Annotated in this window: 21 protein-coding genes; 20 read left to right on the top strand and 1 reads right to left on the bottom strand. The window is 38.5% G+C overall.

The annotated features are described in order from the left end of the window. Positions 1-21 precede the first annotated feature (21 nt). From RB2501_RS08730 to RB2501_RS08645, 20 genes are all read left to right on the top strand, one after another. Positions 22-816, top strand: a complete 795-nt coding sequence (locus RB2501_RS08730; protein WP_041327125.1) for a cation transporter — start codon at positions 22-24, stop codon at positions 814-816. 289 nt (positions 817-1,105) lie between these two features. Then, complete coding sequence (gene merTP, locus RB2501_RS08725; RefSeq protein ID WP_041327127.1) at positions 1,106-1,708, top strand: mercuric transport protein MerTP; 603 nt, start codon at positions 1,106-1,108, stop codon at positions 1,706-1,708. Next, the gene (locus tag RB2501_RS16400) at positions 1,705-1,911 is read left to right on the top strand and encodes a GDCCVxC domain-containing (seleno)protein (RefSeq protein ID WP_083760702.1); all 207 of its coding nucleotides are present in this window, start codon (positions 1,705-1,707) and stop codon (positions 1,909-1,911) included. The genes merTP and RB2501_RS16400 overlap by 4 nt, the downstream gene beginning before the upstream one ends. 566 nt (positions 1,912-2,477) lie before the next feature. Next, positions 2,478-2,945, top strand: a complete 468-nt coding sequence (locus RB2501_RS08715) for a hypothetical protein (RefSeq protein ID WP_015754421.1) — start codon at positions 2,478-2,480, stop codon at positions 2,943-2,945. Positions 2,946-3,251: 306 nt separating this feature from the next. Beyond that, positions 3,252-3,533 (top strand): hypothetical protein, encoded by a 282-nt coding sequence (locus RB2501_RS08710; RefSeq protein WP_015754420.1) that lies wholly within the window; start codon positions 3,252-3,254, stop codon positions 3,531-3,533. Positions 3,534-3,814: 281 nt separating this feature from the next. Next, positions 3,815-4,609 carry a cation transporter gene (locus RB2501_RS08705; protein WP_041327125.1) on the top strand — a complete coding sequence of 265 codons (795 nt, stop codon included), beginning with the start codon at positions 3,815-3,817 and terminating at the stop codon, positions 4,607-4,609. 277 nt (positions 4,610-4,886) lie between these two features. Next, positions 4,887-5,288: a hypothetical protein gene (locus RB2501_RS08700; protein WP_015754418.1), complete on the top strand. Its 402-nt coding sequence runs from the start codon at positions 4,887-4,889 to the stop codon at positions 5,286-5,288. A 286-nt stretch (positions 5,289-5,574) separates the two neighbouring features. Then, complete coding sequence (locus RB2501_RS08695) at positions 5,575-5,811, top strand: hypothetical protein (RefSeq protein ID WP_041327673.1); 237 nt, start codon at positions 5,575-5,577, stop codon at positions 5,809-5,811. A gap of 675 nt (positions 5,812-6,486) precedes the next feature. Next, on the top strand, positions 6,487-7,248 hold the full coding sequence (locus tag RB2501_RS15840; protein WP_015754415.1) for a DUF6090 family protein: 762 nt from the start codon (positions 6,487-6,489) through the stop codon (positions 7,246-7,248). 123 nt (positions 7,249-7,371) lie between these two features. Further along, on the top strand, positions 7,372-8,061 hold the full coding sequence (locus RB2501_RS08685) for a HEAT repeat domain-containing protein (protein WP_015754414.1): 690 nt from the start codon (positions 7,372-7,374) through the stop codon (positions 8,059-8,061). A 214-nt stretch (positions 8,062-8,275) separates the two neighbouring features. Then, entirely contained in the window at positions 8,276-8,704 is a 429-nt protein-coding gene (locus RB2501_RS16000; protein ID WP_015754413.1) for a VOC family protein, read from the top strand. A 77-nt stretch (positions 8,705-8,781) separates the two neighbouring features. Then, entirely contained in the window at positions 8,782-9,684 is a 903-nt protein-coding gene (locus RB2501_RS08680) for an alpha/beta hydrolase (protein WP_148214325.1), read from the top strand. A gap of 147 nt (positions 9,685-9,831) precedes the next feature. Beyond that, on the top strand, positions 9,832-10,245 hold the full coding sequence (locus RB2501_RS08675; protein ID WP_015754411.1) for a putative quinol monooxygenase: 414 nt from the start codon (positions 9,832-9,834) through the stop codon (positions 10,243-10,245). Between the two features lie 145 nt (positions 10,246-10,390). Then, positions 10,391-11,188, top strand: a complete 798-nt coding sequence (locus RB2501_RS15835; protein WP_015754410.1) for a DUF6090 family protein — start codon at positions 10,391-10,393, stop codon at positions 11,186-11,188. Positions 11,189-11,280: 92 nt separating this feature from the next. After that, positions 11,281-12,006 carry a DUF6090 family protein gene (locus RB2501_RS15830; protein WP_049764851.1) on the top strand — a complete coding sequence of 242 codons (726 nt, stop codon included), beginning with the start codon at positions 11,281-11,283 and terminating at the stop codon, positions 12,004-12,006. Between the two features lie 132 nt (positions 12,007-12,138). After that, positions 12,139-12,732, top strand: a complete 594-nt coding sequence (locus RB2501_RS08660; protein ID WP_015754408.1) for a hypothetical protein — start codon at positions 12,139-12,141, stop codon at positions 12,730-12,732. Positions 12,733-12,914: 182 nt separating this feature from the next. Next, entirely contained in the window at positions 12,915-13,358 is a 444-nt protein-coding gene (locus RB2501_RS15995) for a cupin domain-containing protein (protein ID WP_187289154.1), read from the top strand. A gap of 401 nt (positions 13,359-13,759) precedes the next feature. Further along, positions 13,760-14,641 carry an amidohydrolase family protein gene (locus tag RB2501_RS15825; protein WP_015754407.1) on the top strand — a complete coding sequence of 294 codons (882 nt, stop codon included), beginning with the start codon at positions 13,760-13,762 and terminating at the stop codon, positions 14,639-14,641. A gap of 173 nt (positions 14,642-14,814) precedes the next feature. Then, positions 14,815-15,288: an ester cyclase gene (locus RB2501_RS08650; RefSeq protein WP_202944098.1), complete on the top strand. Its 474-nt coding sequence runs from the start codon at positions 14,815-14,817 to the stop codon at positions 15,286-15,288. A 330-nt stretch (positions 15,289-15,618) separates the two neighbouring features. Further along, positions 15,619-15,975, top strand: coding sequence for a hypothetical protein (locus RB2501_RS08645; RefSeq protein WP_015754403.1), 357 nt, complete (start codon positions 15,619-15,621; stop codon positions 15,973-15,975). Between the two features lie 269 nt (positions 15,976-16,244). On the opposite strand, the gene RB2501_RS08640 is transcribed toward RB2501_RS08645, so the two are convergent. Next, positions 16,245-17,612 (bottom strand): hypothetical protein, encoded by a 1,368-nt coding sequence (locus RB2501_RS08640; protein WP_148214324.1) that lies wholly within the window; start codon positions 17,610-17,612, stop codon positions 16,245-16,247. Positions 17,613-18,064: the final 452 nt, after the last annotated feature.

Genomic DNA, 18,064 nt, shown 5'->3' with positions numbered 1-18,064 from the left:
ATGTCAAAAACAGAAGATTGAATGAACAAAACAATATTTGAGATTACCAAAATGGATTGTCCATCTGAAGAAAATCTAATCCGAATGAAATTGGACGACATTTCAAGTATTGTGAATTTAGACTTTGATATTTCTAACCGAAAACTGACCATTTTTCACAGCGGTGAAATTGACCAAATCGAAAAATCAGTTCTTGAACTGAATTTGGGCGGAAAGGTTATCTCTACCGAACAGACCAACCAAACGGAATTTAATGAAAACTCAAACCAGAAAAAATTACTCTGGTCTGTACTCGGAATAAATTTCGTCTTTTTCTTCATCGAAATGACAACTGGAATAATCTCAAAATCAATGGGATTAGTTGCCGACAGTTTGGATATGCTTGCCGACAGCTTTGTTTACGGAATTAGCTTATTTGCGGTTGGAGGAACATTGACGAGAAAAAAGAGGATTGCAAAACTCGCTGGATATTTTCAAATAACACTTGCTATCATTGGATTTGTAGAAGTTTTAAGGAGATTTTTTAAAGAGGAAGAACTTCCTGACTTTTTGACAATGATAATCATTTCGATTTTCGCACTTATCGCTAATGGAGTTTGCCTTTATATTTTGCAAAAGTCAAAGAGCAAAGAAGAGGCTCATATGAAAGCGAGTATGATTTTCACATCAAACGATGTGATTATTAATTTAGGAGTAATAATAGCTGGGGTTTTGGTGAATTTGTTGGATTCAAACAAACCTGATTTGATAATAGGAACAATCGTTTTTATTTTGGTTATACAAGGTGCATTTAGAATATTGAAATTAAGTAAATAAAACACTAACCACAACAACGGGTATACCCCATTCCGTACTCTTCCCCACCTTTAACTTTTTCCCTAAATTGACCTGAAATCAAACCCGGAAACATCCCGGTTCCAGGCTTGTTTTGCTCGCCGTCCCTGAGGCGCCATCCTGAAGTAGCCGTTACCCTCCACGAGGAAACATCAGGCTCACAAAGGAAAAAGGCGCCGCCCGTGGCGCAAAACAAGCTGCGGAACGGAGCATACCCAGGCACGTTGTGCGGCAGCGGAAAAAGACAACAAAGAGTATTAGAAGAAATAAAATGAAATCAGAAAACAAACTAACAGGACTTGGACTTTTAACAGCAATTTCGGCTTCCCTTTGCTGTATTACACCTGTTTTGGCTTTGTTGGCAGGGACAAGTGGACTCGCCTCGACATTTTCTTGGCTTGACCCTTTGCGACCGTATTTAATCGGACTGACAGTTTTGGTGCTTGGGTTCGCATGGTATCAAAAACTGAAACCGCAAAAACAAATTGACTGCGACTGCGATACAACTGAAAAAACTCCTTTCATTCAGACAAAGAAATTTTTAGCTATTGTGACAGTTTTTGCAGGACTAATGCTTTCATTTCCAACTTATGCAAACGTATTCTTCCCACAGACAGAAAATACAACAGTTGTCACCGACCGATCAAAAATTCAGACAGCCGAATTCAAAATAAACGGAATGACTTGCTCGGGTTGTGAAGAACACGTAAATCAGGAAGTAAATAAACTGACAGGAATTATCCAGACTACTGCGTCTTACGAAAACGGAAATGCAATCATTGAATTTGACCAGGCCCAAACAGGCATTGAAGAAATAGAAGAAGCCATTGAAAAAACAGGCTATTCAGTAACGGACAAGAAAGAAATTAAATGAACATAGAACTACAATCAATAATCACTTGCCCCAACTGCGGACATAAAAAGGCGGAGACTATGCCGACAGATGCTTGTCAATTCTTTTACGAGTGTGATAACTGCGAGAAAGTATTAAAGCCAAAACAAGGCGACTGTTGCGTGTATTGTAGTTACGGAACAGTGAAATGTCCACCAATCCAACAAGGGACAAGTTGCTGTTAAATGATGAAGTTGAAAAAAATAAAAAAGCCGACCGCACAACAACGGCTATAGCACATGCCCTTCGGGACACGTGCCATAGCCAAACCGTTAGGGTATATTAAAAATGAAGAAAGCATTTAAAATTTTACTCTGGGTAATTGTTATTGTAAATGCCACGGCTCTATTTATAACACTTCTGGATATGTGGCCAGATAATCCATTAAGTGATTATAAGGTTTTACTAGTGGTCTCATTCTTTGCATTTGGTGGAATTCTTCGTATAACAAAAAAGGGAAATCCTAAGTAAAGACTCAATTTTAAAATTCAAGGTTTATGGCGTTGTGTAACATACCCTAACAACGGGTATACCCCATTCCGTCTTCCTCCCCACCTTTAACTTTTTTCCCTAAATTGACATTAAATAAAACCTGGAAGTTTCCCGTTTCAAGGCTTGTTTTGCTCGCCGTCCCTTGGTGCCTCCTTACTCAGGCCGTCGTCGGGTCGGCACGCCCAGAGGCGCAAAACAAGTTGCGGAACGGGGCATACCCGGACACGTTGTGTGCAATATGCACTAGAATAATCTTTAAATGAAAAAAGGTCAAGAATTAGCAAACAGACTCCGAGAGGTTATCCTAGATGGAACATGGATTGCCAATACAAATTTTAAAGATCAAATAGAATTTATAGATTGGACGGTTGCCGAAAAAAGGGTTGAATCTTTTAATACAATATCAGAGATTGCCCAACATGTCCATTATTTTATTTACGGTATAAAAAACGTTTTCATCACTGGTAAACTTGAAATAAAGGATCAGTTCAGCTTTGAATTTCCTGCTATCCAATCGCAAAACGAATGGATGGCTTTTCAAGGTAATTTCTGGAAGGACACGGAGAAACTTGCTGAAATACTAGAAAAAATTTCCGAAGAACAACTTAACAAGGACTTCGTTGATAAGAAATATGGAAACTACCTTAGAAATATTGATGGCCTAATTGAACATTGTTACTATCACTTGGGACAAATTGTATTGCTAAAAAAGATTATCAATAAATAATTCTACTGCACACAACATCGGGTATACCCCATTCCGTACTCTTCCCCACCTTTAACTATTTTCCCTAAATTGACCTGAAATCAAACCCGGAAACATCCCGGTTCCAAGCTTGTATTGCTCGCCGTCCCTGGGGCGCCATCCTGAAGTAGCCGTTACCCTCCACGAGGAAACATCAGGCTCACAAAGGATAAAGGCGCCGCCCGTGGCGCAAAACAAGCTGCGGAACGGAGCATACCCGGACACGTTATATGTAAGCTGAAAAACTGCTCAAGTACGATATACTATAGAATTTTAAAAGATCATTGAATGGGTGGTGAAGGCAGCATGTTAAGTGCTATCGTTAGCTTAAAGAATAATCGGGCAATTCTTAAAAAGCGGAAAATACGAGAGCTTAAGGATATACTCTATGAGGTTTCCGGAAAAACAGAAGTGGAGTTCAAAAAGCTTTCACATGCAGAATTTGAGATTCTTAAAAGTCAAATTCGCAAACAAGCAAAAAAAGATGCTCAATGGGAAATTTTGGCATACATTCTCGCCTTTTTTTTTACAGGGCTAATTGTCTGGGCGGTAATCTGGCTTTTCAAATAATGCAATTATTGCCTACATATAACAGCGGGTATCCCCCATTCCGTCCTACTCCCCTCCTTTAGCTTTTTTCACTAAATTGACTTAAAATCAAACCCGGAAGCTTTCCGTTTCCAAGCTTGTTTTGCTCGCCGTCCTTTGGGCGCCATTCTGAAATAACCCTGGTCTTTAACGAGGAAACACCAGGCTCTTAAAGGATACAGGCGCCGCCTGTGGCGCAAAACAAGCTGCGGAACGGGGCATACCCCGGCACGTTGTGGTTAATGTCAAAAACAGAAGATTGAATGAACAAAACAATATTTGAGATTACCAAAATGGATTGTCCATCTGAAGAAAATCTAATCCGAATGAAATTGGACGACATTTCAAGTATTGTGAATTTAGACTTTGATATTTCTAACCGAAAACTGACCATTTTTCACAGCGGTGAAATTGACCAAATCGAAAAATCAGTTCTTGAACTGAATTTGGGCGGAAAGGTTATCTCTACCGAACAGACCAACCAAACGGAATTTAATGAAAACTCAAACCAGAAAAAATTACTCTGGTCTGTACTCGGAATAAATTTCGTCTTTTTCTTCATCGAAATGACAACTGGAATAATCTCAAAATCAATGGGATTAGTTGCCGACAGTTTGGATATGCTTGCCGACAGCTTTGTTTACGGAATTAGCTTATTTGCGGTTGGAGGAACATTGACGAGAAAAAAGAGGATTGCAAAACTCGCTGGATATTTTCAAATAACACTTGCTATCATTGGATTTGTAGAAGTTTTAAGGAGATTTTTTAAAGAGGAAGAACTTCCTGACTTTTTGACAATGATAATCATTTCGATTTTCGCACTTATCGCTAATGGAGTTTGCCTTTATATTTTGCAAAAGTCAAAGAGCAAAGAAGAGGCTCATATGAAAGCGAGTATGATTTTCACATCAAACGATGTGATTATTAATTTAGGAGTAATAATAGCTGGGGTTTTGGTGAATTTGTTGGATTCAAACAAACCTGATTTGATAATAGGAACAATCGTTTTTATTTTGGTTATACAAGGTGCATTTAGAATATTGAAATTAAGTAAATAAAACACTAACCACAACAACGGGTATACCCCATTCCGTACTCTTCCCCACCTTTAACTTTTTCCCTAAATTGACCTGAAATCAAACCCGGAAACATCCCGGTTCCAGGCTTGTTTTGCTCGCCGTCCCTGAGGCGCCATCCTGAAGTAGCCGTTACCCTCCACGAGGAAACATCAGGCTCACAAAGGAAAAAGGCGCCGCCCGTGGCGCAAAACAAGCTGCGGAACGGAGCATACCCAGGCACGTTGGCTACAACTAAAAGATTGAAAATATTCCTAAGATGACAACAAAAATAATTACGCTAGTAGTATTATTTATTGCAAGCTATTGGGGCTTATTTGCATTACTCGCTACGATATTGAATGTACCATTCAAACTAATATTCGGTTCTAATAATAAGACAGGAACTAAAAAACTATATTGGATTGGACATCTCATTTTGGTTGTTATTATTTTCTATGTATGGCAATTGATAACTTCTAATTCGCCAACATTAACCCTAGTATTAATTCTCTTACTTTCAACTTTGCTTTCAACTATTATCTCAAAAAAAGAAAGACAGTTATTGGCGAAGGATCAGATTAATGATTCTAATAGAGCAAAATCAGCATTTATCTGGAATGTTATTTTGATTTACACGATTGGCCTGATTTCAGGAAATTTCGAATTTGTGTGGTGGTGAAAAACTGTAGCCAACAATGGGTATGCCCCATTCCGTCCTCCCGCTCACCTTTAACTTTTTTTCCTAATTTCACTTTAAATCAAACCCGGAAACCTTCCGTTTCCAGGCTTGTTTTGCTCGCCGTCCCTGGGGCGCCATCCTGAAGTAGCCAAAGTCCTCATTGAGGAAACACCTGGCTTCCAAAGAATGAAGGCGCCGCCTGTGGCGCAATACAAGCTGCGGAACGGGGCATACCCGGACACGTTGTAGGTAATGGTTTGAAGGAGTTTAATTTAGAAGAATGTTTATGAAATCGATGACATGTAATCAGTTGGGAGGAGCTTGCGATAAGGTATTTCGAGCCGAAACATTTGAAGAAATTTCAGAGATGAGTAAGAAACATGGTATGAAGATGTTTCAAAAAGGTGACAAACCCCATCTAAAGGCTATGGAGAATATGAAGAAGCAGATGAAATCCCCTGAAGACATGAAGCATTGGTTTGAACAAAAGCGCAAAGAGTTTGAAGCGCTTCCAAATAATTAAAAGCACTACCTACAACATCGGGTATGCCCCATTCCGTCCGCTCCCCCCCTTTAACTTTTTTCCCTAAATTGACCTGAAATCAAACCCGGAAACATCCCGGTTCCAAGCTTGTATTGCTCGCCGTCCCTGGGGCGCCATCCTGAAGTAGCCGTTACCCTCACGAGGAAACATCAGGCTCACAAAGGATAAAGGCGCCGCCCGTGGCGCAAAATAAGCTGCGGAACGGGGCATACCCGGACACGTTAGCTTTAATTGTTTTGCGAAATGTTTGATATAAAAGGCGGTTTAGCGATCTTTTTAATTATAGCAAGTTTAATTCTACTTGTTCTCAACTTAATTAATGGAGGTTCTATCTACTCGATCCTCTCAAACATTTTAATAATTGCAGGAATGGTGTTTGTTCTTATTGCAAAAAGGAAATCAACCGATAAAAGGTAAACTAAAGCTAACAAGGGGTATGCCCCATTCCGTCCTCTTCACCACGTTTGACTTTTTTCCCTAAATTCACTTCAAATCAAACCCGGAAACATCCCGTTTCCAAGCTTGTTTTGCTCGCCGTCCATGGTGCCTCCTTACTCAGGCCGCCGTCGGGTCGGCACGCCAGTGGCGCAAAACAAGCTGCGGAACGAGGCATACCTGGACACGTTGTGCTTCATTATAACCAACCGCTAACCAATGATAAAATTCTTTCGGAAAATCCGTCAAAATTTACTCACTGAAAATAAGCTCAGTAAATATCTGATTTATGCTATTGGAGAAATCATACTTGTGGTAATTGGAATATTGATTGCGATTCAGATTAATAACTGGAATGAACAATCAAAAACACAAAAGTCAGCTGACATACAGCTTAATCAACTAAGCCAAAACATCTCAGATGACCTTATTCAGCTAGATGCACTTAACGAAGTCATCAAAACTAATGTGATAAAAAGTCAGATGCTATCTGATCAGTTTCAACAAATAATACCTTTTGACTCATTAACAACAAGTTATATCACTGCAAGCTTATTTGAACAAAACTTCTATGCTAATAGCACCGCGTATGACAAACTAAATAAGACTGGAGAGTTTTCCATTTTACCAAAAGACTTACAAATGGAAATCACTGCGTATTACAATTTATTGTATAGAATTAAAGAACGTGAAGAAATCACCAACACATTCATAAAAAAAGAAATAGAACCTTATTATTTCAATCACTACAGTAAATATCACAGAAAGGGAAGTAACAAACATCCTTTATTAGAAGATTATTACCAAAACGATAAAAGAGAGGCAATACCTTTGGATATTAGTGCTATAGCGAATGATGATAAAATGGCCACAATAAATTTTGCCAGATTATATCAAATAAAAATTCAGCAAGAATTTTATGAAGAAGCATTACAACAAGGCACAAAATTAAAGGCATCTATTGATGAACATTTAAATTGAAAAATAAAATAACGAAAGCACAACAACGTGTATAAAATCATAGCGGCTAATCGCTACTGCGCTTCATACACTAGTCCGTTGGGTACAAGCGCAAAACGAAATGGAATTAGCTGAAATATAGAAATGGGAATACTGAAAAAAATATTTGGAAAAAAGGCTGTAGTGGTTGAAAAAACTACACCTAAGGCTTCTGAATATTTAATCGATATTGACCCAAACTCAGATTCTCTGTCTAAAGCGTTTAAGGACTTCTATCAAAACCACTTTATTAATGCTTATGGCCTTTCAAGGAATGAAGTAGATACATACTTCTTTGATTCAATGTCGGAAAATGATAAAGAGATTGCAAAACGACTCATTCGCCAGAATTTGAGACTGAGACAATCTCACCTTTTCAAAGCTGCAGGAATTTTAAAGGATAAGGAAGCTCTACCAATTTTATACGACCAATTAAATACTAATACCGATTTAAGTTGGCTTTTAGTAATTGGACAAGCAATATGGCGGATTAACGGAGATGACATTTATTCAAAGCTATTAAGGCAACTAAAGGAGCACTCGTCAGACACTATGCGAGAAGCTCATTTCGATCAAATAGTTGACCTAAAAAATAAAGAGAGTATTGAAATGCTGTTTAGTTACTTAAGCGACAAAAGCAGACTTGTGCAGTCTATGGCTATTTCAAAACTTAATTTCTTGTCGGCAGGGAAACACGAACAGAAACAACGATATGACAAGGAATATTTTATGTCAAAAAAAACAGATGAAAAATTCAAAAATGATTTACTCGTAAACCTTAGAAAAATAATTTAAAGCCAGCATCTAACACTGTATATAGCAAATAGAGCGTGCAGTGATTTACGGAAGTTCAGTGCTATTTACAAACACCGCCAAATCGTTGATTTGGCTTTTAAAATGGATAAGATAAAAACAAAATACAACGCTTTGGCTCAGAGCAAACTTGAAAGTTTATCACTTTCTACTGCCCTACTTGCCATATACTAACCGTTGGTAATAAATTAGAAGTATGAGTACCGCTAGTAGTAATCCTTTTGAAGACTCCGCATTAACTACAATTCTGGTTGTGTCAGATATGGCAAAATCAAAGAAGTTTTACGTGGATGTATTAGGGGCTAGAATATTTCGAGAATATGGCGGTGACTCGCTAGTGTTGGAGTTTTTAAAAAGTTGGATTTTACTGGTGACTCCCGGTGGACCAACTGAGGATAAACCAGACATACAATTTATTCCGCCGGAGGATAAAAATACAGTAAGTCATTCCTATACAATTAGGGTAAAGGACTGTAGGAAATCTTACGAAATTTTAAGGGATAAGGGAGTCGATTTTATAACGCCACCAATAGATAGAGGTGCTGAGACAAGATGCTTTTTCAGAGATCCTGATAGTCATTTATTTGAAATAAGTGAATATCGAGCATCAAAATTAAATGTATAAAACAATTACCAACAAAACCTAAACTGCATTATAACGCAGTTTAGCCAAAACCGCCAGCAATTAAAAAACCAACCATAGTGAAAAGAACAATAGTCCATTGGATAATTCTATGCTTCTTGCTAACGACTTCTTGCTCAAAGACTTTGACTTCGATTCCAGATAAAACAGCCGAAGAAATTTCGGCTATCTATCAAATACATAAAGATGTTTCTTACGGAACTGATGCAGAACAGAATATGGACATCTATCTTTCCAAAGAAGCAAAGTCTTATGGAAAAAATAATTACACAATTGTCTTCCTACACGGAGGTGCATACTATTTAAGTGACAAAAGTGCAGAAGAAAGATACATCGAACCTTATTTAAAAAAAGGGTTGAATGTTGTTAATATGAATTACCGATTAAAAAGAGGAATTCCAATTGCAACCACCGATTTAACGAACGCTTTAAATTTTCTAAAAGCAAATAATAGCGACTACGACTTGAACTTGAATAATATTATTTTAACTGGTTTTTCTGCGGGAGCACAAATCGCGACTAATGTTGGATTAGCTCAAAATAACAAGTCCTTTCCTGATAAATTAATCGATGGAGTAACTATTAAAGCTGTAATAAACTTTTCAGGCCCAGTAGATGACTTAGATGAGATTGAAAAAATCTTTATTGATTTTGATTACGAACCTTTCAGTAAAGCGGGTAAAGCGCTTTTTCCGTCAGATGGCTATGCAAAAAAAGAGGTTGTATCCGTTTACGAACCCATTACTTATTTTGACGAGAAAGACCCATCAGTGTTTTTGTGGCACGGAGGAATGGACAATCAAATTCCACCTGAAACATTTGTTGATTTCACATCTAAATTGCGTAAAAATAATGATGTTGTGAGTTACATACCCGATGGAAAACACAGTCCTACTGAAAAGGAACTAAAATCTGCATACACAAAAATATTTCAGTTTTTAGACGATTTAAAAAATAAATAACTGCTGGCAACGTCAGCAATAGCAAATGCGGGCTGAATGCTTAAAATGAGGATTTTGCAACTAAACAACATGCAGTCCGGTGGACAAAGATTCGGTTTCAAAATCCCGCACATACCATAGCCAGGGCCGTTGGCAACAAACTGTTATATGAATAAGCTAATCGCATTCTTGATCATCGTTCTATTTGTTTCTTGTAATCAAAGTAAGAAACCAAGAATCGACTTTGATTCGGATAAAGTAATGATCAGACTTTCGGAAATTCAAATCGAGCCTGAATATCTCGAGGAATATCTATCAATATTAAAGGAAGAAGCAAGAGCATCAGTTGAATTGGAGCCTGGTGTAATTTCAATTTTTCCAATGTATCAAAAAGAAAACCCTACCCAGATCAGGATTTTAGAAATCTACGCAGATGAAGATGCATATAGAAAGCATTTAGAATCACCTCACTTCAAGCAATATAAAACAACAACACTGAATATGGTGAAATCACTGAATCTGATTGATATGAATTACATCGACGAGGCAACGATGCCTTTAGTCTTTAAAAAAATAAAATAACCAGCAAGAGCCAGTTGCCAACAACGGGGATCCCCCATTCCGCCCACTCCCCCACCTATAACTTTTTTCCCTAAATTGACATTAAATCAAACCTGGAACGGCACACCCAGGCACGTTATATTACATTATGACCAACCAATAACCAATGATAAAATTCTTCAGAAAAATTAGACAGAACTTACTTTCAGAAGGAAAGACTGGGAAGTATTTGAAATATGCAATTGGAGAAATTATTCTTGTCGTTATTGGAATTTTAATAGCATTATCAATCAACAATTGGAATGAACACAGGAAGAACCGAATACTAGAACAAGAGGTTCTTAAGGATTTGAAGGAAGAATACGTTCTAAATCTATCCCAACTGGAACAAAAGATTGATATGCGGAATGCAATTATTCAAAATTCCATAGATGTCCTCAACTACGTGGATAATTCGGAATTCGATGTTAATAGAGATACACTTATTCATAAAATAAGATACCTAGGATTAGACCCTACTTTTGATCCTATTCAAAATGATCTTATCACTTCGGGCAAAATTAGATTGGTACAGAACAAGCCTTTGCGTAAACTGTTATCAAGTTGGACTTCTGATATACTTGCTTTACAAGAGATGGAGCTCCAATGGCAAACTCTAAAAACAGATTTGAATATACCGTATCAAATAAGTCTAGGGATTTTTAGAGATATGGTACATTCATCTTACGAATCTAGTGGAAGACCGATTTATCTCGTAGAAAAAAATAATGATATTGACGGAAGATTATTTGTCGGGAAATCGCAGAAAACACCAAGCTCAGAAAAAATATTGCAAAATGCGCAACTGGAATCTATGATGGCTAATGCTATTGCTCAATGCCATTCGACAAATATGCAGGCATTGGCATTAAAAAAGAGAATTGAATTGATAATCGATCTGTTGAATAAAGAAATTCAAAAATAACGAAAGTACAACAATGGCTATAAGTAATTGCTAGTCCTCGCAACTACTCATAGCCGAGACCGTTGTGTTTCATTATATTCAACCATTACCTAATGACAAAATTCTTTAGAGCAATAAGACAGAATATGATTCGGGACAATAAGGTCATTCAATATCTTCTGTATGCTATCGGAGAAATAATACTGGTGGTTATTGGAATTTTAATTGCCCTTAGTATCGATAATTCGAATGAATTAAAAAATACCCGAATTGCTGAGAAAGTCTATCTGAGTGAAATAAAGAGTGATTTAATTCAAGATACATTACTGTTGTCTCAAGTCATTAATGATCACAAATGGCGAATTGCCCAATTAATGTCTCAAGACTCAACCATTGACTTTATTTTCGAGGAAATTATTGGTGAGCTTCCTAAAGTGGAAGGGGTTTCTCAATTGGAATATATCTTCTTTACAGACAGACAATTTCGACCAAAAATTGGAACATACAACTCAATGATCTCTGAAGGGGAATCGAACATTATAAGCAATCGGGAGTTATTTAATTCTATTCAGAATATCTACGAATTGGAAGCCCAAGATATCATTACTATTGGAGCAGATATATTGAATCGTTCTACTGAATTGAGAAATAAATATGCGTATGAAATTAAATATGGTGAATATGGCTCACCCATTCAGATTACTGATAAACGAATATTAGCTGACATTTATATTTCATCGGGACTACTAAATTACTATACCAGGCAATCGGTTTTATTAAAGGGTAGAATCACAGAGTTAATTGAGCTGATTGATAATGAATACGCTTCTTTGGAATAGCAGTTGGCTCGCGTAGGAGTATGTATTCTTAGCCTGGCACCGGCCTAATTTGAAATTTGAGCGTTTCATAATTAAGCCTTTAGTAACTGTAACAAGTTTCATTCTTTCAGGACGTATTGTTAAAAGTAAAGAATGAAAAATCTATTTCCAGTTGTACTTGCCCTTTTAGTACTCAGTGCCTGTAACGACTCAACTACATCCAGCAGTACCAACCAACCAACTCTTTCGGATTATCAGCTGGGTGAGAAATGGGTCTGGAAATATAAGGGTGTGACTACTGAAGGCGAAGTACGCTCAGATGGCACAGATACAAGAGAAATAGTACGTTTTGACGGATCCCTGGCTATGACTATTGGTAAAGATACCATACCCGTTGCCGAAATCGTTAAACCGGAGGAAAGCGAAACACCGAAGTACGACTGGCCTCTCGAAGTGGGTAAAAAATGGAAATACGAAAACAGTTGGACCAGTCAGGATGGAACTACCGGAAACCAAAGTCAGGATGCCGAAGTACTATCCTACCAGGAAGAAACAGTAGAAGCGGGTACGTATATGGCCTATACCATAAAGTACACTGGTAAAATCACCAATTCCAGAGGGTATAGCGCAAATGAAACCGAAGTTTGGTTGTATGCGCCTGCTGTAAAAAATTTCATAAAACTCACTCAAGATCAAGGTGATTTTCACTACGTGGAGGAATTAATCGAATATTCAAAACCAAACTAAAAAACGAAGCACAAAAACGTGATCATGCAATAGCGGTTTGAGTGCCTGCTCGAACCGCTATTTTGTTTTAAATAGGTTATCTTATGTATTGAAAATTAGTTGCATGAAATCCGCTACTGCTCATACACGAGGCCGTTGTAAGCAATGCCAAAAAAACTAACGGGAACAAAAAACTGACCAATTTGACTAGAATACGATTATTTTACCTCGCGATATTCCTGTTTGTTTTTTTAGGGTGTAAGTCCGAAAAGAGTCCACCAGAATCACTCGCTATAAACCTAGATGATGTGGAATGGGGAGAAGCAGGTGACGGAAGTATAGCACCAGCAGGAACGCGGACAGCATTGCAATCAACAAATCCAAATACTGGCGGAATTAGTTATTATGCCTGGTTTCCGGCAGGGGGATTTTTTGATGAGCATTGGCATACTCACGATGAATACGTTGTTTTAATTAGCGGAGAAGTAACAATCAAACTTGGAAAGGAGATTTATAACCTTAAACCTGGTGCCTTCATAGTAATTCCAGGTGAAATGCCTCACTATTGGGATATACCAGAGACAGGAGATGCAATTATTTTGGTAAAAAGAGATGGACCGCCTGATTTTCACTTTGTTGATAGATAATATGAATATTCATATAAGGTCTGATATTTAGACTTATCGAATCCGAATAATTCGCTGATTATTGAATTAAGTCTTCGAAATAAAATAGTGCTGTCGAAAAATGAATAGCACGTGCTGGCAACAACGGATATCCCCCATTCCGTCCACTCACCCACCTATAACTTTTTTCCCTAAATTGACATTAAATCAAACCTGGAAGTTTCCCGTTTCCAGGCTTGTTTTGCTCGCCGTCCCCTGGGCGCAATCCTGAAGTAGCCAAAGTCCTCAGTGAGGAAACACCTGGCTCCCAGAGGATGCAGGCGCCCCCGTGCCGCAATACAAGCTGCGAAACGGGGCATACTCCGGACACGATGACAGTAACCTAAAAATCTATCGTCCATTCAAAAAAAAAGGAGATTTAAATGAAAAGAATAATCTTGATTTTGACATTGTTTACAATTGGTTATGATATCTCTTACGGACAAATTATAGATATGCATATGCATAGCTATACAGAAAAAGACTTTTGGGTTGGAACAGCACGAAATGGCCTGGAATCAAGTAAAACGGCAAAAGAAACACTTGAACAAACGATCCAAAAAATGAATGAGCATAACATTGAATACGCAGTTGTTTGTGGCTCACTCGAAAGTATAGAACTTTATACAAAAACAGACACACGATTTATACCTGCATATCAAGATAGCGAGGAGGAACTAATTCCTATAAAAGAATTTGAGGAATATGTAAAGTCAGGAAAAATAAAGGTCTTTGCAGAGGTAATGGCTGTTTATAAAGGGAAAACACTCGCTGATTCGATTTATCAACCCTATCTGGAAATATGCGAGAAATATGAAATTCCTGTTGGATATCATTCAGGAGGCAGTTTTCCAAATGCCCAGCAATTAGGATGGCCAAATTATAGAATTAGCCTAGGCGACCCCTTTTTGATTGAAGATGTTTTGGTTAAATACCCTAAACTGAAATTATATCTAATGCACGCAGGAGAAAACTTCTATGAAAACACCTTGAGAATGATGGATGGTTATCCAAACCTTCACGCAGATTTAGGAGTAGAAATGTGGTTGCATCCTATGACTAAAGACTTTGCTGTAAAATTTTTGAAATCTGCTAAAGAATACGGACTTCTTGACAGGGTAATGTTCGGTTCTGACCAAATGGTTTGGCCAAATGCAATTACAAATTCGATTGACTTTTTAAACGATTTAGCCTTTTTGAATAAAGAAGAAAAGGAAATGATATTCTATAAAAATGCAAAGAAGTTTTTGAGTATCGATGAATAATTTTAAACCAAAAAAGGCAACTGCCAACATTGGCTATAAGTAATTGCTTGTTCTCGCCTACTTCTGAAAATCCCCGCGGATTTTCAGTTTGGTGTGTACTTGAAACGTGAATCGCTTAACCATGCAACTACTCGTAGCCGACACCGTGGTAGCCACTTTGAAAAAAGAAGAGTATGAAAGTCAAACAAACAATTTTATCAACCTTTTTAATAATCTCAATCATTATGACAGGTTGTAAATCTGACAAGTCTGAATATGATAAAATGGTCGAATTTGGACAAAAGTACACTGATGCCTGGAACAGTAAGGTTCCTGAAAAAATGGCTTCATTTTACGCAGAAGATGGATCACTAACAGTAAACAATGGAACACCAGCAGTAGGAAGAAAACAATTGGCGGAAACAGCAAATTCATATATGGAGGCATTTCCCGATCTGGAATTAACAATGGACAGTCTGACAAAGGGAAATGGGACTTATAGATATTACTGGACATTCAGGGGAACCAATACCGGACCAAACGGGACTGGAAATAAAGTTGATTTTAGTGGATTTGAAGAATGGACAATGAATGAACAAGGACTTGTCCAAAAATCAATCGGAACATACGATGCGGAAGAATATAATAAACAGTTGAATGGGAATTAATAAACTGGCTACATCAACGGGTATCCCCCATTCCGTCCACTCCCCCACCTAAAACTTTTTCCCTAAATTCACTTTAAATCAGTTTCGGAAGCCTCCCGTTTCCAGGCTTGTTTTGCTCGCCGTCCCGTAGGGCGCCATCCTGAAGTAGCCCAGATCTTCAATTGAGGAAACACCAGGCTCCCAAAGGATGCAGGCGCTGCCTGTGGCGTAAAACAAACTGCGGAACGGCTCATACCCCGGCAAGTTGTACTTAATTTCAGATAATGGGAAAGATAACCACAAGCAAATTAATGGGTTGAACTCTTAATAAAAGAAATAAAGAAGATCATTATGAAAGAAATACTTGAAGAATATGCTTTGATTGCTGAAATCATATCGGCCCTTGCTGTTATCATTTCATTGATTTTCGTTGGATTACAAATAAGGAGTAATACAAAAGCAACACAAGCCTCAACTTTTCATGAGATTGCGGCCCTGGATATTCATCTACTTCTAAGTTTAGGTTCTTCAAAAGAATCATCAAGAATAATTTCAACTTTCCGAATGAATCCAGATGCCTTAACCGAAGAAGAACATAATCATGGTTTTCACTTATTTGCTGCAGAAGTAAGGCACGTTGAGAATCTATTTTTGCAGAACGAAAACAAAATGTTGAGTAAAAAAATTGGGAATCTAGAAAATCATTAGTCGATGGAATGGTACTAACTCCGGGCTTTGGAGCACTTTTAGAAAGTCCGAATAAACAATTTTTTGACGGCTATTTTATTCAATACGCAGAAAATTTAAGAAAAGAGCACTTAAAAAAGGATAGCGAGTTTGAAAATAAAAACTAAGCACAACAAGCGCTATAAGTAATTGCTTGTTCTCACCTACTTCTGAAAATCCCCGCGGATTTTCAAATCCTCATTCGAATAGGATATCAGTTTTTCTAGGCCTGTAACGCAAAGAATGAAATATCAATCAGTCCCAACAAAATTGGCCCTTCCAAAAAATCTTCGGTTGACGAAGTTATTGAGATTAGAACCAAACCGATAATTAAACCCAAACCGGGTATCGATGTTATACGCTGAGGGCAGGGTTACCCTCCCGCTTAAAATATCCTGTTCGGTGAAGTCTCCGGATGCCAGGTAAATCTGGTCCTTTACATAGTTGCCTTCTGCCCTTACGTAAAAAGATAAATTCCCGGTAACGCGGACTTCCGCCCGAATATTCAACCCGGTGGACCAGGAGTTAAAATCATCCAAATAATTTCTCCAGCGATAGCCCACCTCCAGGTTTCCCCAGCGTTTATTGAGCCCCAGGCTGGTTCTTAAACTATGGAGGACCCTGGTTTCTTCGAGAACCCCGCTAATCGTTTCTTCGACATACTGATTATTCCTGAGTTCCACCCCGTAGTTCACCCTCAGAAATCTGGAATTCTGCACGGATTCCGGGAAAAAATTGTACTCCACTGCCGGCCGGAAGCTGGCCTGGAACTTATAATTAAGCCGGGTGTTCTGGCGCCCTGCCAAATCATATCCATACGACCATTGGGGTGAAACAGACTTCACGAGCTGGTGGCTGAATCCAAATTCGGATACATCAAAATTATTCTCAACGTCATCGATGATCTGGTTCCCGTCTTCATCGAGCACCGGATCGCCATTCTCATCCACTCTCGGCACTTTTTGGATGGTTCTTCTCAGCCTTTCATCGATCCTCCCGGACAGGGACAGTTTCCACTTATCCGTTATACGGTTAATATTGATGTTTCCACCAATATTGATGTCACTGCTCAATTCCTCAACTTCAATGTTCGCATCGCTCCCCACATTAAACACCCAGTAATTCCAGGGATCCACGTTATCCTGTATGGAATCTCCTTCAATGCCGGAGCCAGTCTTCATATTGATTTCAATTTCCTCCCCGGCTTTGGTTTTCGCAACATAGGGAGCCAAACCCAATTTGATATACCGGGTTACTTTTTCCCGCACTTCGAAGTCGGTGTCCGTCTGTCTATTATCTACATAGAGCGTGTCCGACCTTCCTGCGTGGATGTTTTGCTGACCTATGAAAATCAGTTGGTATTGCCTTCCACCCCCACCGGATCTGTTCCGGTTAATCAGCAGGAAGACATCCGCCCTTTGATTGTCCCGGTAGAAGTCCACGGCCGTAATTTCCGTTCGGATATAATCCAAATCACAGCCTCCATCCCACCGTTCACAGCCATCGATGAACACCCCGAGTTTATTGGGAGGGCTGGAATTATCAAGTAATGTTTGACTGATTGCAGGAGGATGAAAGGAAAGAATTGCCAGAATTGATAAAAGGGGGACTATTCTCATTTGATCAGAGTTCATTCAAGTTGATAGTACGCTTAAGCGCCATAAAATGCACGTTGCCAACGAGAAAATTACGACTTACCGCTATTGCCTGAAAAAAAGTGAATATTTTAAAGGAGAAAGCAAAGCAGATGCTTGTTGACTTTGTGCCAACAACAAAAGTAAGCTAAAGCGGATTCTTTCGGGCATGTTAGCAGCACAGGACATTCAATGGCCCCGATTAATCCGTCAAAGGATAGTTTTTAAGAATAATGAGAATACAAAAAAACTCGCGGCGCTTTGCCAAGAGCCATATCCAGACCGTTGGCGGTCATTAATAAACAATTAAAATCTGAAAAATATTAAACCGGAAACCTTCAATAAGGACACTGCAGAATCGAAAAGGCTAATCCTGCTTCCTCGCCCTTCTATTCCTGCTGCTTCTGAAATTTCTTCCATTTCTCGTTAGGTAATTC

Origin of the sequence: Robiginitalea biformata HTCC2501 (genome assembly GCF_000024125.1) — a bacterium.
GTDB lineage: Bacteria > Bacteroidota > Bacteroidia > Flavobacteriales > Flavobacteriaceae > Robiginitalea > Robiginitalea biformata.
The sequence above is the reverse complement of the archived record's forward strand: the minus strand, read 5'-3'. Positions and strand labels throughout refer to the sequence as shown.

What these genes read in the sequence shown, in the direction of transcription:
- RB2501_RS08730 (WP_041327125.1), top strand. Translation starts at nt 22, where the DNA reads ATGAACAAAACAATATTTGAGATTACCAAAATGGATTGTCCATCTGAA.
- merTP (WP_041327127.1), top strand. Translation starts at nt 1,106, where the DNA reads ATGAAATCAGAAAACAAACTAACAGGACTTGGACTTTTAACAGCAATT.
- RB2501_RS16400 (WP_083760702.1), top strand. Translation starts at nt 1,705, where the DNA reads ATGAACATAGAACTACAATCAATAATCACTTGCCCCAACTGCGGACAT.
- RB2501_RS08715 (WP_015754421.1), top strand. Translation starts at nt 2,478, where the DNA reads ATGAAAAAAGGTCAAGAATTAGCAAACAGACTCCGAGAGGTTATCCTA.
- RB2501_RS08710 (WP_015754420.1), top strand. Translation starts at nt 3,252, where the DNA reads ATGGGTGGTGAAGGCAGCATGTTAAGTGCTATCGTTAGCTTAAAGAAT.
- RB2501_RS08705 (WP_041327125.1), top strand. Translation starts at nt 3,815, where the DNA reads ATGAACAAAACAATATTTGAGATTACCAAAATGGATTGTCCATCTGAA.
- RB2501_RS08700 (WP_015754418.1), top strand. Translation starts at nt 4,887, where the DNA reads ATGACAACAAAAATAATTACGCTAGTAGTATTATTTATTGCAAGCTAT.
- RB2501_RS08695 (WP_041327673.1), top strand. Translation starts at nt 5,575, where the DNA reads ATGAAATCGATGACATGTAATCAGTTGGGAGGAGCTTGCGATAAGGTA.
- RB2501_RS15840 (WP_015754415.1), top strand. Translation starts at nt 6,487, where the DNA reads ATGATAAAATTCTTTCGGAAAATCCGTCAAAATTTACTCACTGAAAAT.
- RB2501_RS08685 (WP_015754414.1), top strand. Translation starts at nt 7,372, where the DNA reads ATGGGAATACTGAAAAAAATATTTGGAAAAAAGGCTGTAGTGGTTGAA.
- RB2501_RS16000 (WP_015754413.1), top strand. Translation starts at nt 8,276, where the DNA reads ATGAGTACCGCTAGTAGTAATCCTTTTGAAGACTCCGCATTAACTACA.
- RB2501_RS08675 (WP_015754411.1), top strand. Translation starts at nt 9,832, where the DNA reads ATGAATAAGCTAATCGCATTCTTGATCATCGTTCTATTTGTTTCTTGT.
- RB2501_RS15835 (WP_015754410.1), top strand. Translation starts at nt 10,391, where the DNA reads ATGATAAAATTCTTCAGAAAAATTAGACAGAACTTACTTTCAGAAGGA.
- RB2501_RS15830 (WP_049764851.1), top strand. Translation starts at nt 11,281, where the DNA reads ATGACAAAATTCTTTAGAGCAATAAGACAGAATATGATTCGGGACAAT.
- RB2501_RS08660 (WP_015754408.1), top strand. Translation starts at nt 12,139, where the DNA reads ATGAAAAATCTATTTCCAGTTGTACTTGCCCTTTTAGTACTCAGTGCC.
- RB2501_RS15825 (WP_015754407.1), top strand. Translation starts at nt 13,760, where the DNA reads ATGAAAAGAATAATCTTGATTTTGACATTGTTTACAATTGGTTATGAT.
- RB2501_RS08650 (WP_202944098.1), top strand. Translation starts at nt 14,815, where the DNA reads ATGAAAGTCAAACAAACAATTTTATCAACCTTTTTAATAATCTCAATC.
- RB2501_RS08645 (WP_015754403.1), top strand. Translation starts at nt 15,619, where the DNA reads ATGAAAGAAATACTTGAAGAATATGCTTTGATTGCTGAAATCATATCG.
- RB2501_RS08640 (WP_148214324.1), bottom strand. Translation starts at nt 17,612, where the DNA reads ATGAGAATAGTCCCCCTTTTATCAATTCTGGCAATTCTTTCCTTTCAT.